The sequence below is a fragment of the Streptomyces sp. NPDC052225 genome (assembly GCF_040679615.1).
GTDB lineage: Bacteria > Actinomycetota > Actinomycetes > Streptomycetales > Streptomycetaceae > Streptomyces.
On record NZ_JBFAVD010000002.1, the window covers coordinates 356,154 to 369,324 of the forward strand.

At 74.5% G+C, this 13,171-nt stretch carries 12 protein-coding genes; 8 read left to right on the top strand and 4 right to left on the bottom strand.

The window, feature by feature from the left end:
* Positions 1-52: 52 nt before the first annotated feature.
* The 3 genes from AB0L37_RS04845 to AB0L37_RS04855 all read left to right on the top strand — a co-directional run bounded on the left by AB0L37_RS04845 (position 53) and on the right by AB0L37_RS04855 (position 4,870).
* Complete coding sequence (locus AB0L37_RS04845) at positions 53-2,653, top strand: AAA family ATPase (protein WP_365500146.1); 2,601 nt, start codon at positions 53-55, stop codon at positions 2,651-2,653.
* A 113-nt stretch (positions 2,654-2,766) separates the two neighbouring features.
* Positions 2,767-4,182, top strand: coding sequence for an FAD-binding oxidoreductase (locus AB0L37_RS04850; protein ID WP_365500149.1), 1,416 nt, complete (start codon positions 2,767-2,769; stop codon positions 4,180-4,182).
* Positions 4,183-4,228: 46 nt separating this feature from the next.
* Entirely contained in the window at positions 4,229-4,870 is a 642-nt protein-coding gene (locus tag AB0L37_RS04855) for a DUF6629 family protein (protein WP_365500152.1), read from the top strand.
* On the opposite strand, the gene AB0L37_RS04860 is transcribed toward AB0L37_RS04855, so the two are convergent.
* Together AB0L37_RS04860 and AB0L37_RS04865 are read right to left on the bottom strand one after the other, a co-directional pair.
* Entirely contained in the window at positions 4,860-5,246 is a 387-nt protein-coding gene (locus AB0L37_RS04860) for a hypothetical protein (RefSeq protein ID WP_365500155.1), read from the bottom strand. The two genes, AB0L37_RS04855 and AB0L37_RS04860, sit on opposite strands and share 11 nt — an antisense overlap.
* Before the next feature lie 71 nt (positions 5,247-5,317).
* The gene (locus tag AB0L37_RS04865) at positions 5,318-6,256 is read right to left on the bottom strand and encodes a helix-turn-helix domain-containing protein (protein ID WP_365500158.1); all 939 of its coding nucleotides are present in this window, start codon (positions 6,254-6,256) and stop codon (positions 5,318-5,320) included.
* Between the two features lie 186 nt (positions 6,257-6,442).
* Between AB0L37_RS04865 and AB0L37_RS04870 the strand changes: the two genes are divergently transcribed.
* The gene (locus AB0L37_RS04870; protein ID WP_365500161.1) at positions 6,443-6,913 is read left to right on the top strand and encodes a hypothetical protein; all 471 of its coding nucleotides are present in this window, start codon (positions 6,443-6,445) and stop codon (positions 6,911-6,913) included.
* Between the two features lie 115 nt (positions 6,914-7,028).
* Positions 7,029-7,832: a hypothetical protein gene (locus AB0L37_RS04875; RefSeq protein ID WP_365500164.1), complete on the top strand. Its 804-nt coding sequence runs from the start codon at positions 7,029-7,031 to the stop codon at positions 7,830-7,832.
* Here AB0L37_RS04875 and AB0L37_RS04880 read toward each other — a convergent pair.
* A complete protein-coding gene (locus AB0L37_RS04880) occupies positions 7,829-8,371 on the bottom strand; it encodes an XRE family transcriptional regulator (RefSeq protein ID WP_365500167.1) in 543 nt (180 codons plus the stop codon). The two genes, AB0L37_RS04875 and AB0L37_RS04880, sit on opposite strands and share 4 nt — an antisense overlap.
* 153 nt (positions 8,372-8,524) lie before the next feature.
* On the opposite strand from AB0L37_RS04880, the gene AB0L37_RS04885 reads away from it, so the two are divergent.
* Positions 8,525-9,778, top strand: a complete 1,254-nt coding sequence (locus tag AB0L37_RS04885; RefSeq protein WP_365500170.1) for a benzoate/H(+) symporter BenE family transporter — start codon at positions 8,525-8,527, stop codon at positions 9,776-9,778.
* A gap of 583 nt (positions 9,779-10,361) precedes the next feature.
* On the opposite strand, the gene AB0L37_RS04890 is transcribed toward AB0L37_RS04885, so the two are convergent.
* Positions 10,362-11,075, bottom strand: coding sequence for a type 1 glutamine amidotransferase (locus tag AB0L37_RS04890; protein ID WP_365500173.1), 714 nt, complete (start codon positions 11,073-11,075; stop codon positions 10,362-10,364).
* A 115-nt stretch (positions 11,076-11,190) separates the two neighbouring features.
* On the opposite strand from AB0L37_RS04890, the gene AB0L37_RS04895 reads away from it, so the two are divergent.
* Both AB0L37_RS04895 and AB0L37_RS04900 read left to right on the top strand, forming a co-directional pair.
* The gene (locus AB0L37_RS04895; protein WP_365500176.1) at positions 11,191-12,042 is read left to right on the top strand and encodes a fructosamine kinase family protein; all 852 of its coding nucleotides are present in this window, start codon (positions 11,191-11,193) and stop codon (positions 12,040-12,042) included.
* A 42-nt stretch (positions 12,043-12,084) separates the two neighbouring features.
* The gene (locus tag AB0L37_RS04900) at positions 12,085-13,167 is read left to right on the top strand and encodes a dihydrodipicolinate reductase (RefSeq protein ID WP_365500179.1); all 1,083 of its coding nucleotides are present in this window, start codon (positions 12,085-12,087) and stop codon (positions 13,165-13,167) included.
* The last annotated feature ends 4 nt before the right edge of the window (positions 13,168-13,171 follow it).

Genomic DNA, 13,171 nt, shown 5'->3' on the forward strand with positions numbered 1-13,171 from the left:
ACCTGGGCCGCTCAGCGCTCCCGCGGCCGCCGTCCGGTGGGAGAATCCCGGCGTGGACGGGGGGATCCTCGAGCGGGATCTCGAACTGGGGCGGCTGGCCGCCGCCGTGCGGGAGGCCGCGGGCGGTGCCGGTTCCGTGGTGCTCGTCTTCGGTGAGGCCGGCATCGGCAAGTCCAGTCTGGTGCGGGCGCTGCCCGGGGTGCTGCCGCCGGGGGCGCGGCTGCTGGTCGGCGAGTGCGACGACCTGGCGACCGGCCGCCCTCTGGGGCCGCTGCGGGATCTCGTCGGGAGCGTCGGCGCCGAGCTGGCGCGGGCGGTGCGCGACGCCGGGGACCGGCACCGGGTCTACGAGGCGCTGTACGCGGAACTGGCCGGGGCGCCGCACCCCGCGGTGCTCGTCGTGGAGGACGTGCACTGGGCGGACGAGGCATCCCTCGACGCGCTGCGCTATCTGGCCCGCCGCATCGAGCGGCTGCCGGCCGTGCTGGTCCTCACCTACCGTGACGACGAGGTGGACCGGGGACACCCGCTGCGCCAGCTGCTCGGGCAGGTCTCGGGCGCGGCCCGGGTGCACCGGCTGCGGCCCGCGCCGCTGTCCCGGGGCGCGGTCGCCGTGCTCAGCGCCGCCGCCGGGCTCGATCCGGCGCAGGTGTACGCGGCGACGTCGGGGCATCCGTTCTTCGTCGCCGAGGTCGTGGCCGCGGGCGGCACGGGCGAGGTGCCGCCGACGGTGGTCGACGCGGTGCTGGCGCGGCTGCGCCGCCTCGACGCCGTCACGCGGGACGCCCTTGAGCAGTTGGCCGTGGTGCCGTCCGCGGTGGAGCGGCGGCTGGTCGACGCGCTCCTGCCGGGCGGTGACGGGGCGCTCGCGGCGGCCGAGCAGGGCGGGTTCCTCGTGGTGGCGCCCGAGCGTGTGGCGTTCCGGCACGAGATCATCCGGCGGGCCCTCGCCGACTCGCTCCCCGCGGCCCGGCGCATCGCCCTGGACCGGGCGGTCCTGGCCGCGCTGATCGCGGCGCCGGACGCCGACCGCTCGCGGATCGTGCACCACGCGGCGGCGGCCGGGGACCGGGACGCGATCGCCCGGTACGGTCCCGACGCCGCACGGGACGCGGCCCGCGCGGGCGCGCACCGGGAGGCCGCCGCCCATCTGCGGCTCGTCCTGCGCGAACGGGCCCGCTACGGCCCGGAGCAACTCGCCGGTCTCCTTGAGCAGTTCGCGGTGGAGAGCTATACGGTGGCGGACTGGTCGGCCGCGGTCGCGGCGCAGACCGAGGCGGTGGGCCTGCGCCGCACGCTCGGCGATCTGCGGGCGCTCGGCGCCGATCTGCGCTGGCTGTCGCGCATGCATTGGTGGGCCGGGGACGCGGACGCGGCGCGGACGGCGGCCCGCGAAGCGCTCCAGGTCCTCGAACAGGCCGGGGACGACCGCCTGTTGGCGCTCGCCCTCAGCAACACCGCGCAGCTGCGGATGCTGTCGGACGCCTACGCGCAGGCCATCAGCTACGGGGAACGGGCCATCGGACTCGCTCGCCGGGCGGGCGACGCGGCGATCCTCTCGCACGCCCTGAACAACGTGGGCTCCGCCCGCTGGCGCTCCGGGGACCCGGCCGGGCAACGGCAGTTGGAGGAGAGCCTGGAGGTGGCGCTGGGTGCGGACGAGGCGGAGCACGCGTGCCGCGCCTACGCCAACATCATCTGGTTCCTCCTCGACCAGCTGCGCTTCGCCGAGGCCGACCGGTTCCTCGCCCCGGCCATGGACTTCGCCGACCGCGCCGAGCACCTCGGCTTCCTCACGTACTTCCATGTGGAGCTGGCGCTGCGGGAGTTCGCGGCCGGTGACTGGGCGGCGGCCGAGCGGTACGCGCTGCTCGGCGCGGACGGTTTCCCGCCCGCGCGCTGCCCCGCGCTCACCGTCCTCGCGCGGGTCCGCACCCGGCGCGGCGAGCCGGGCGGCGCCGAACTCCTCGACCAGGCCTGGGAGATCGCCCTCGGCACGCGCGAGCTCCAGCGCACGGCGCCGGTGGCCGCGGCCCGCGCGGAGGCCGCGTGGCTGCGCGGCGATCCCGCGGGGGTGATCGCCGCGGCCGAGTGGACGTACACGCAGGCCCGCCGCCTGTCGGCGGCGCCGCAGCGGGCGGAGCTCGGTTACTGGCTCGCCAAGGCGGGCCGGGCGCCCGCGCCGGACGACTCCTGCCATCCGTACGCTCTTCAGGCCGCCGGCCAGTGGGACAAGGCGGCGACGCTGTGGCAGCAGGCGGGCTGCCCGTACGAGCATGCCGCCGCGCTCGCCGAGAGCCCGGACCCGGCGGTCAAGCTGGGCGCGCTCGCTGTCCTGGACGAGCTGGGCGCGGCGCGGCTGTCCCGTCTGGTCAGGGCCGAGCTGCGGCGGCTGGGGGTGCGCCGGGTGCCGCGGGGCCCGTACGCGGCGAGCCGGCGCAACCCGGCAGGACTGACGGACCGTCAACTCCAGGTCGTACGGCTCCTGGTGGCGGGCCGCACCAACGCGGAGATCGCCGACCGCCTCGTCCTCTCGGTGCGGACGGTCGACAACCACGTCCGCGCGGTCCTGGAGAAGCTCGACGCGCCGACCCGGCGCGGGGCGGCCGAGCGGGCCCGGGCGCTCGGGCTCGCGCCGGACGGCGAAACGTAGGTATCCGCCGGACATGAGGTGGGTGACGGCCACGCATGCCGGGTGCGGCGCCACGGCCGTAGAACAGGGGGGACCCGTCCCAGGGCGGACCACACTCATGCTTCGGGGGATCCATGTCCAGCACGCCCGCACAGGCAGCACAGCGCGAACTCACCCGGTTCCAGGGCCGGTTGACCGGCCCGGACGATCCGGGTTACTCCGAGGCCCGCGCCGTCTACAACGCCATGATCGACCGCCGTCCCGCGCTCGTGGCGCACTGCACGGACGCGGACGACGTGGCGCTCGTCATCGGCTTCGCCCGCCGGCACGGCCTGCCGCTCGCGGTGCGCGGCGGCGGCCACCACGGCGCGGGCCTCGGCACCTGTGACGACGGGGTGGTCGCCGATCTGTCGGCGCTGCACTCCGTCTCGGTCGACGCGGCGGCCCGCACCGTCCGCGCCGGCGGCGGCACGACCTGGGGGCAGGTCGACGCGGCGACGCACGAACACGGCCTGGCCACACCCAGCGGCATCATCTCCACCACCGGAGTCGGCGGCCTCGCGCTCGGCGGCGGCCTCGGCCACCTCACCCGCCGCTGCGGCCTGACCGTCGACAACATCCTGGCCGCGGACGTCGTCCTCGCCGACGGCACCTTCGTGCGGGCGAGCGCCGACGAGAACACCGACCTGTACTGGGCCATCCGGGGCGGCGGCGGGAACTTCGGCGTCGTCACGTCCTTCACGTTCCGGCTGCACGAGGTGTCCACGGTGGTGGCCGGGCCGACGTTCTGGCCGGCCGAGCAGGGCGCCGAAGTCCTCGCCGCCTACCGGGAGTTCCTGCCGTCGGCGCCGCGCGACGTGAACGGCTTCTTCCTGTACGGCTCCGTCCCACCGGCCCCGCCGTTCCCGCAGGAACTGCATCTGCGCAAGGTGTGCGGGGTGGTGTGGTGCCACACGAGCGGTGACCCGGAGGCGGCGACCGGGGCGATGGCCCCGCTCCTCGACGCGCTGCCCGCGCCTCTTCTGCACGCGGTCGGGCCGATGCCGCACCCGGTGATGCAGTCGATGTTCGACGGGCTCTACCCGCCGGGCCACCAGTGGTACTGGCGCGCCGACTTCGTCAAGGACATCCCGGACGACGCGGTCGCCCTGCACGCCAAGTTCGGGCCGCAGTCCCCGTCGATGCAGTCGACGATGCATCTGTACCCGATCGACGGCGCCGCTCACGACGCACGCCCCGGCGACACCGCGTTCAGCTACCGCGACGCGCGCTGGGCGAGCGTGTACGCGGGCGTCGACCCGGACCCGGCGCGGGCCGACGTCGTCAAGCGGTGGACCGTCGACTACTTCGAGGCGCTGCACCCGTACTCGGCGGGCGGCGCGTACGTGAACATGATGATGGACGAGGGCCAGGAGCGGGTGCGGGCGAGCTATCGCGGCAACTACGCGCGCCTCGCCCGGGTGAAGGCGGCGCTCGATCCGGAGAACGTGTTCCGGCACAACCAGAACATCGAGCCGGACGCGACGGCCCGCTTCGAGGCCCGGCCCTGAGCTGAGCTGCCGGGCGGGGCCGCCGCCGGGGTCGTAGCGTGGCCGCATGTGCTGGAGCGCGACGGCGGACCTCGTGGCGGGCGGTGCGGTCGGCGCGGTGGGGGTCGCCTGTGTCGTACGGGCGGCCCGCACCCGTCCCCGGGCGCTGCTCCTGGCGGCGCTGCCCCTGCTGCTCGGCGCGCATCAGCTGATCGAGGCGCTGGTCTGGCACCGGGGCGGCGGCACCGGCGCGGCCACCCTGGCGTGGGCGGTGATCGCGCTGCCGGTGCTTCCGCTGTGGGTGCCGGTGGGGGTGCTGCTCGTGGCGCCCGCACCTGCCCGTGGGCGGCTCCTGTTCCCGCTCGCCTGCGGCGTGGTGACGGCCGCCGTCCTCGCGTACGCGCTGGCGACGACGACCGTCACGGCCGAGATCCGCGGCCACACGATGGGCTATGCGATCGGCCTGCCGCATGCCGCGTGGCTGATCGCCGGCTATCTGCCGGCGACGATCGGCTCGCTGCTGCTCTCCGGCGAGCGGGGCCTGTTGCTGCTCGGCGGCCTGGTCGCGGTCGGTGCGGCGGGGTGCGCGGCGTTGTGGCGCTGGGAGTTCGTCTCCACGTGGTGCGCCTGCGCCGCGCTGTGCTCGGTGGTGCTCTACGGCTGGCTGCGCGGGCAGCCCCGTAGGGCCGGCGCCTCGGTCAGTCGGTGATGGTCACGCAGGGCAGGCCGACGCTCTCCCCGCCGCGGAAGCCCTCGGCGCACAGCCGGGTGCCGGCGGGGAAGTGCCGCTGCGGGTAGGCCTGGTCGCGGTAGGTGCGGAACGCGGCGACGTCCTCGACCTTGGTGTGGGCGCTCCAGCCGTTCGTGGTCCACACGCGGGCGCTGATGGTGTGCGGCTGGTTGCCGTTGATGACGGAGACCTCGACGCGGCCGAGATAGGTGCCGGTGTCGTACGTCTCGATGCACACGGCGTTGTTGCACCACTTGCCGTCCGCCGCGGCGGGCGGTCCGGCCACGAGGACACAGCCGAGCGCGGCGGCCACCGCGCCGGCGCCGGAGACGATCTGCTTGAGGACGGCCCGCATGCGAACTCCCTGAACGTGCTGGTGGATCGGTCGGCGGACCAACGCCTCACAAGATCAGGAGTTACGCGGCGTCAGCTGAACGTGCGGCGGTAGGCCTGCGGGCTCACGCCCGTCGTGCGCTTGAACCGGTCGCGGAACGCGGTGGGCGAGCCGAAGCCGACCTGTCCGGCGATCCGCTCCACGGGGTGCGCGGTCGTCTCCAGCAGGTGCTGGGCCTGCCGGATGCGGGCACGGTGCAGCCACTGGAGCGGTGTGGTGCCGGTCTGTTCGCGGAAGCGGCGCATCAGTGTGCGCGTGCTGACGCCTTCGCGGGCGGCGATGTCGGCGAGGGAGAGGTCCTGGTCGAGGTTCTCCTGGAGCCAGGTGAGCAGCGGTTCGAAGGCCGAGCCCTGGGGCGTGGGCGCGTGGTCGTGCACGATGAACTGCGCCTGCCCGCCCTCGCGTTCGAGCGGCATGACGGAGAGCCGGGCGGTGTCGGCGGCGATCGCGGAACCGTAGTCGCCGCGGATCATGTGCAGGCACAGGTCGAGTCCGGCTGCGGCGCCCGCCGAGGTGAGGAACTGTCCGTTGTCGACGTACAGGACGTCCGGGTCGACCTTCACCTCCGGGTACGTGGCGGCCAGCAGGTCCGCGGCGATCCAGTGGGTGGTGGCGCGCAGACCGTCCAGGAGCCCGGTGGCGGCGAGCGGGAAGGCCCCTGTGCAGATCGACGCGATCCGGGTGCCGTCCGCGGCGGCGGCCCGCAGCGCGTCGCGCACGGCGGGGGCGAGGGGGGCGAGGGGCGTCGCCGTGCCGGGCACGATCACGGTGTCCGCGCCCTTGAGTCCCTCAAGACCCCGGTGCGCCTTGATGGTGAACGTCCCGGCGTCGGTCTCCGGCCGCTGCGCGCACACGCGGACCGTGTAGCCGGGCCGCCCGTCGGGCAGCCGGGCGCGGCCGAAGGCCTCGATCGGGGTGGCGAGGTCGAACGGGATCACCTGGTCGAGGGCGAGGACGGCGACGGTGTGCATGGCGAGAACCTACCTTGGCGCCTGGATCCCGCCACAGGGGGTCCTGCCGCAGGGCTCTCCCCGTGATGCTGCGGGAAGCGCAAAAGACGCGACACCGACCTGGCCGGAGCCCCTGTCGCTATCCCGTTGACAGTCGTCGCTAATGCCACTGGGAGGCGCCGTTTCCGCTGGTTAGCGTCGACGGCCATGACCAAGTTTCTGCTCTCTCTGCACGTCCTGGCCGCCGTCCTGACCGTCGGTCCGGTCACCGTCGCGGCGAGCATGTTCCCCCGGTTCCTGCGCCACGCGCTCGGTTCACCCGGCGACGGCCCGGCCCTCGCCTCGCTGAGCACCCTGCACCGGATCTGCCGCGTGTACGCGGGCATCGGCGTCGCCGTGCCCTTGTTCGGGTTCGCGACGGCGAGCAGCCTCGGTGTGCTCGGCAGCGCCTGGCTGATCGTCTCGATCGTGCTCACCACCGCCGCCGCGGCCGTTCTCGCGCTGTGGATCCTGCCGGCGCAGGAAACGGCGCTCGCCGGGGTGGAGGAGCGGGCCGAGGCGGTGGCCGACAGTCCGCTCCCCCGCCGGCTCGCCATGCTCACCGGCGTGTTCAACCTGCTGTGGGCCACGGTCACCGTACTGATGATCATCCGGCCCGGCTCCACGACGGGGGCGTGACGCGCCTCGCCGTGCGGGACGCCGGCCGGCCGCGGGTGTGCGGCGCCAGAAGCAGAAACGTACACTTTATGGGTATTTCGGGTGCTCGGAGTGCCCGGGACGGCGAGGTGACGTCATGGTCGGAACGGTCCGGCACCCCTCGGTTCTGCTGGCGGCGACCGCGCTGTGCGCGGGCGTCCTCGCCGCCGGCCCCGCGGTCGCCGACGACGGAGCGGATCCGTCCGCGCGGGAACTGGCCGACGACGCGCGGCAGGAGCTGCTCGACGCGCACTCCCTGCATCTGACCTTCACGAACCGCTCGGACGACACCAGCGACGCCCGGACACCGGCCGCGTTCGACCTGCGCCTCGACGAGGACGGGAACTGCGCCGGGTCGCTGCGCATGGGCACCGGCGGCGCGGACGGCGGCAGCGTCGAGCTCGTGAAGCGGGGCGACGAGGTGTGGATGAAGCCCGACGCGACGTTCTGGAAGACGCAGGTGCCCGGCGGCGCCGGCGATCTCGCGGCGCAGCTCTTCGGCGACCGGTACATGCACGGCACGACCGACGACCCGATGCTCGACGGCCTCGCGGAGACCTGTGACCTGGACGCGTTCCGCAAGCAGCTCGACAACGGCTCGGGGGCCGCGCAGGACCAGCTCACGAAGGGCGACGAGACGAAGGTGGCCGGCACCGATGTCGTCCCGCTGACCGGCCGCGACGACAAGAACACGATCACCCTCTACGTCACGGCCGACGATCCGCACCAGTTGGTGCGGGCGACCGAGAAGGGCCCCGACGAGAACATCACGATGACGCTCACCGACTACGACAAGCCGGTGCCGAGCAAGACGCCATCGGCGGACGAGTCGGTCGACATCTCGAAGCTCCACGACGTCGCCCCGGGCGGGCAGACGCCGCCGCAGGCCGAGCGGTCCTAACCGCCGCCCTTCGGGTAGCGCACGAAGAGGATTCCGTGGACCTCGCCGTGCGGGGCGCCGTAGAGGTGCGGGGCGTCGGCCGGCCAGTGGGCGTGGCCGCCGGGGGTGACGGTCTGCGGCGCGTCCGGGAGGCCGACGACGGCGGTGCCGGACAGGACCATCAGGCTCTCCGTGGTGCGCGGGACGTGCGCCGCGGACTCCTGGGTCGCGCCATCGGCGATGGTGACCCGGAAGACGTCGGTGGCGGCGTCGGCGTCCTCGTACCGTTCGAGGAGGACCGCGGTGACGGCGCTGCCGGAGACCCCGCCCGCCCCCTCGGCGACGCCGGGCGGCGGGTCGTCGAGGACGGCGCTCAGCGGGACGCCGAGCGCCGTGGTCAGTGCGTAGAGGGTCTCCAGGGTCGGATTGCGGGCGCCGCTCTCCAGCTCCGAGAGGGTGCCCTTGCCGACGCCTGAGCGGCGGGACAGCTCGGACAGCGACAGGTCACGGCCCTGGCGCAGCGCCTTGAGCCTGCGTCCCACCTCGTCGTTGAGGCCCATTGCCCGGTTCCCCTCGGTCGGCGGCTGGTTGACGGGGCGTCGCCCGCGTCCCTAGTGTTCCATAAACAGAACGTTCCATAAACAGAACGTGCCGCATACGAAACACCCTGGCCGACCTCGGCCTCGGCCTCGGCTGCCCGGAAGTGATGCCTCATGTCCTCCCCCGCGTCCCCGCTCGCCCGCATCCGCGCGCTGGCTCCGCCCTCGGCCGTGGCGGCCGGGCTGATCGCCGTCACGGTGGGCGTGACGAGTTCCGCGGCGCTCGTCTTCACGGCTGCGCGGGCCGCGGGCGCGGACGCGCGGGAGATCTCGTCGTGGATGCTGGCGCTCGGCGTGGGCCTCGCCGTGACCTGCGCGGGCCTCTCGCTGCGCTTCCGGGCACCGGTCGTGACGGCCTGGTCGACGCCGGGTGCGGCGCTGCTCGCGACGAGTCTCAGCGGTGTCCCGATGGGCAAGGCGATCGGGGCGTTCGTCTTCAGCGCCGTACTGATCCTGGTGAGCGGCCTTACGGGGTGGTTCGCGCGGGTCATGGACCGGATTCCGGTGCCGCTGGCGGCGGCGCTGCTCGGCGGGGTGCTGCTGCGGTTCGGCACGGGCCTGTTCGCGCAGATGCACGGCAGCTTCGCCATCGCCTTCCCCGTCTTCGCGCTCTACCTGCTGGCGCGCCGGCTCCTCCCCCGCTACGCGGTCCTGGTCGCGCTGGCCGGTGGCGTCCTCGCCTCGGTCGTCGCGGGCGGCTGGCATCTCGACCGGGTCCAACTCGCCTGGGCGCAGCCGGTGTTCACGGCACCGGAGTTCGACTGGAAGGTGCTCGTCAGTGTCGGGGTGCCGCTGTTCGTCGTGACGATGGCGTCGCAGAACCTGCCGGGTGTCGCCGTGCTGCGCGGTTCGGGGTACGAGGTTCCGGTCTCGCCGCTGCTCACCTGGACGGGGGCGGTGCAGGCGGTGCTCGCTCCCTTCGGCGCGTTCGGCATCAACCTGGCCGCGATCACGGCGGCGATCTGTACGGGTGAGGAGGCGCATCCGGAGCGCGGGCGGCGCTACCTCGCGGCGGTGTGGGCCGGCGTGTTCTACCTGTGCATGGGGCTGCTCGGAGCCACCGTCGCCTCGCTGCTCACGGCGATGCCGCAGGCCCTCGTGCTCGCCGTGGCCGGCGTCGGCCTGCTCGCCACGATCGAGGCATCGCTGACCTCGGCCCTGTCCGACCCGCGCTCCCGCGAGGCGGCGGTCGTCACGTTCCTCGCGACGGCGTCCGGCGTGACGCTGCTGGGCATCGGCTCGGCGTTCTGGGGGCTGCTCGCGGGGGTCCTGACCAGCGCGGTGTCGTCTCTCGGGCGGCGTCGGGGTACTGCGGGCGGCCAGGATGTCGGGGCGTCGGGTCCGGTGGAGGCGCGCAGCGGCGCGTGAGACGCGCAGCCGCCTCCCGAGCAGCGCAGAACCACTGCGGACCGCCAGGACAGCGCGGCACCGGACCAGGCCGCAGCACCCAGCGGCCCGCAGGACACGGTGCCGCCTCCCCAGCAGCGCAGAACCACTGCGGACCGCCAGGACAGCGCGGCACCGGACGAGACAGCAGCACCCAGCGGCCCGCAGGACACGGTGCCGCCTCCCCAGCAGCGCAGAACCACCGCGGACCGCAACAACAGCGCGGCACCGGACGAAACAGCAGCACCCAGCGGCCCGCAGGACGCGCTGCCGCCTCCCCAGCAGCGCAGAACCACTGCGGACCGCCAGGACAGCGCGGCACCGGACCAGGCCGCAGCACGCAGCGGCGCGGCACGCGGTGCCATGGCTCCGCCGGCGGCAGGGCCACTGAACTGCGGCCCGCCAGGACAAGGCCGCGGCCCGTACCAAGACGCGCAACGCGACGCCGCCTTCCGAACGGCAGAGGGGCACCGCGGGCCCTCAGGACCTCGCGGCGCCGGACGATGCCGCGGCCCGTACCCGAGCCCAGGACGCTGAAAGCACGGCGCCGGACGCGGTGTCTGCGTCAGCACATGCCCGCGAACCTCCCCGCCACCACCGACCACGCCGCGATCGCCGCCGGCTCGGCCGCCAGCGCGCGGGCGTGCAGGGCGTCACGGTCCACGCCGAGTGCCGCAAGGCCCGCGCTGTCCCACCCGGCGATCCGGTCCGCGTCCGCCTCCGGGTGGAACTGGACGCCCCAGGCCCGGTCGCCGATCCGGAAGGCCTGGTGCGGGCACGCCTCGCTGGACGCCAACCAGGCCGCGCCCGGCGGGAGTTCGGTGATGGCGTCGACATGGCGCTCGATCGCGGGGACGGTCTCCCCCAGGCCGTGCAGCAGCGCGTCCCATCCGGCCTCGGGGCGCAGGGTGATCGGCGTGCTGCCGTACTCGGGCCGCCCGTGCCGGGCCCGCACCGTGCCGCCCGCGACCTGGGCGAGCAGCTGCCCGCCGAGGCAGATGCCCAGGAACGGGGTGCCGGACGCGAGCGCCTCGCGGGTGAGCCTGCGGGTCGACGGGAGCCACGGGGCGCGCTCGTCGTCGTCCGGGAGATAGCCGCCGCCCAGGACCAGCAGCGCACGGCCGTCGAGGGAGTCGGGCAGGGCCTCACCGTCGTAGGGGCGGAGCACGTGCACGTCGCGTCCGGCCTCGCGCAGCCAGTCGCCGAAACGGCCGGGTCCGCCGCCGGGCGTGTGCTGCACGGCGAGCACCGTGCCGGGTCCGCTCGTCTCCGCCGCCATACCCCGCCTCAACTCCCCTGGGCCCGCCGGGACATCGCCCGGGCGTGATCACCGCAGCAGATCAGGGCGCGGCGCACCCCGTCAACGCCCCCGCGTCCCCCGTACCCTGTCCGGCATGTCCGAGCCCTCCACCGTCGCGGCACGCAGCACCGGCCACCCGGCCAGGGGTGAGCGCCGCCTGAGCGGTCAGCTGACGGAAGTCACCCTCGACGGCGGGCGCGTGGTGATCGTGAAGCGCGCCGCCGAGCCGGACGCGGTGCGCGCGGAAGCGGCCGGTCTGCGCTGGCTCGCGGCCGCGCGCACGGTCGCCGTGCCCGTGGTGCACGGCGACGACCCGCACTGGCTGGTCATCGACCGGGTCCCGGACGGACGGCCGAGCGCCGAGGGTGCGCTCCGGTTCGGCCGGGAGCTGGCCGCGTTGCACGCGACGGGCGCGCCCGCGTTCGGCTCCCCTCCCCCCGGCGGGCCGAAGGACGCGTACATCGGTCTCGCCCCCATGCGCAATGTCCCGGGCGACGACTGGCCGCGGTGGTACGCCGAGCACCGCGTGCTCCCGTATCTTCGGCGCGCCGTCGACGACGGGACCGTGGACCGCGCGGAGGCTCAACTCGTCGAGAGGGTCTGCGAGTCGCTGCCCGAGCTCGCCGGGCCCGCCGAGCCCCCCGCCCGACTCCACGGCGACCTGTGGAACGGCAACGTGCTCTGGGACCACGACGGCCGCGCCTGGCTCATCGACCCGGCCGCGCACGGCGGGCACCGCGAGACCGACCTGGCGATGCTGCACCTGTTCGGCGCCCCGCACCTGGAGCGGATCGTCGAGGGCTACGAGCAGCGCACGCCCCTCGCCGCCGGCTGGCGCGAGCGCATCGCCCTCCACCAGCTCTTCCCTCTCCTGGTGCACACCGTCCTCTTCGGTCGCGGCTACGCAGAACAGGCCGTGTCCGCCGCCCGCTCCCAACTGGCGTGAAGACTCTATGAACTGACGGCCTGTCAGGTTACGCTCCGGCGCATGACTTCCACGGTGGTCTGGGGCACGGGGAACGTGGGGCGCGCGGCGATCCGGGCCGTCGACGCCCACCCCGCGCTGGAACTGTCCGGCGTGCTCGTCCACGAGCCCGCCAAGCACGGCCGCGACGCGGGCGACCTCGCGGGGATCGGCCACACCCTCGGCGTCAGCGCGACGACCGACGTCGACGCGGTGCTCGCCGCCCGGCCGGGCGCCGTCGTCTACGCGGCCTCCGGCGATCTGCGCCCCGACGAGGCCCTCGACGACGTCTGCCGCGCCCTGCGCGCCGGGGCCGTCGTGGTCACCCCGGCGCTCTACCCGCTGTACGACCCGCGCAGCGCGCCGCCCGAGTTCACCGACCCGGTGCGCGCGGCGATCGCCGAGGGCGGCGGTTCGCTGTTCGTCTCCGGCGTCGACCCGGGCTGGGCCAACGACGTGCTGCCGCTGCTCGTCAGCGGGCTCGGCTCCCGGGTCGACGTGGTGCGCTGCCAGGAGATCTTCGACTACTCGACGTACGACCAGGAGGACTCGGTCCGTCACCTGGTCGGCATGGGGCACCCCATGGAGTACGAGCCGCTGATGCTCGCCGAGTCGGTGCCGACGATGGTGTGGGGAGGCCAGCTGCGGCTCATGGCCCGCGCGCTCGGCGTCGAACTCGACGAGATCCGGGAGACGTTGGAGCGCCGGGCACTGGAGAGCGACGTGTCGACGGCGGCCATGGGCGACTTCGCGGCGGGCACCCAGGGTGCCGTCCGCTTCGAGGTGCAGGGCGTCGTCGCCGGTGAGGCCCGCATCGTCGTCGAGCACGTCACCCGCATCCATCCGTCCTGCGCGCCGGACTGGCCCACCCCGCCCGGCGGCGGCGCCGGCGCCCACCGTGTCGTCATCGAGGGCCGCCCCCGTATCGAGGTCACCGTCCAGGCCACCGACGAGGACGGTAACCACGCGGCGGGCGGCAACGCGACGGCGGTCGGCCGGCTCGTCGGCGCCGTCGAGTGGCTGGTGGCGGCGGAGCCCGGACTCTACGACGCGCTCGATGTGCCCCTGCTCCCCGCGACCGGCCGCCTCGGAAGGAAACAGGCATGAGTGC

Excerpts from the sequence above, each read along its gene's own strand:
- AB0L37_RS04885 (WP_365500170.1), top strand. The coding sequence starts at position 8,525 with ATGTCCTCCCCCGCGTCCCCGCTCGCCCGCATCCGCGCGCTGGCTCCG.
- AB0L37_RS04855 (WP_365500152.1), top strand. The coding sequence starts at position 4,229 with ATGTGCTGGAGCGCGACGGCGGACCTCGTGGCGGGCGGTGCGGTCGGC.
- AB0L37_RS04860 (WP_365500155.1), bottom strand. The coding sequence starts at position 5,246 with ATGCGGGCCGTCCTCAAGCAGATCGTCTCCGGCGCCGGCGCGGTGGCC.
- AB0L37_RS04880 (WP_365500167.1), bottom strand. The coding sequence starts at position 8,371 with ATGGGCCTCAACGACGAGGTGGGACGCAGGCTCAAGGCGCTGCGCCAG.
- AB0L37_RS04890 (WP_365500173.1), bottom strand. The coding sequence starts at position 11,075 with ATGGCGGCGGAGACGAGCGGACCCGGCACGGTGCTCGCCGTGCAGCAC.
- AB0L37_RS04875 (WP_365500164.1), top strand. The coding sequence starts at position 7,029 with ATGGTCGGAACGGTCCGGCACCCCTCGGTTCTGCTGGCGGCGACCGCG.
- AB0L37_RS04895 (WP_365500176.1), top strand. The coding sequence starts at position 11,191 with ATGTCCGAGCCCTCCACCGTCGCGGCACGCAGCACCGGCCACCCGGCC.
- AB0L37_RS04870 (WP_365500161.1), top strand. The coding sequence starts at position 6,443 with ATGACCAAGTTTCTGCTCTCTCTGCACGTCCTGGCCGCCGTCCTGACC.
- AB0L37_RS04900 (WP_365500179.1), top strand. The coding sequence starts at position 12,085 with ATGACTTCCACGGTGGTCTGGGGCACGGGGAACGTGGGGCGCGCGGCG.
- AB0L37_RS04865 (WP_365500158.1), bottom strand. The coding sequence starts at position 6,256 with ATGCACACCGTCGCCGTCCTCGCCCTCGACCAGGTGATCCCGTTCGAC.
- AB0L37_RS04850 (WP_365500149.1), top strand. The coding sequence starts at position 2,767 with ATGTCCAGCACGCCCGCACAGGCAGCACAGCGCGAACTCACCCGGTTC.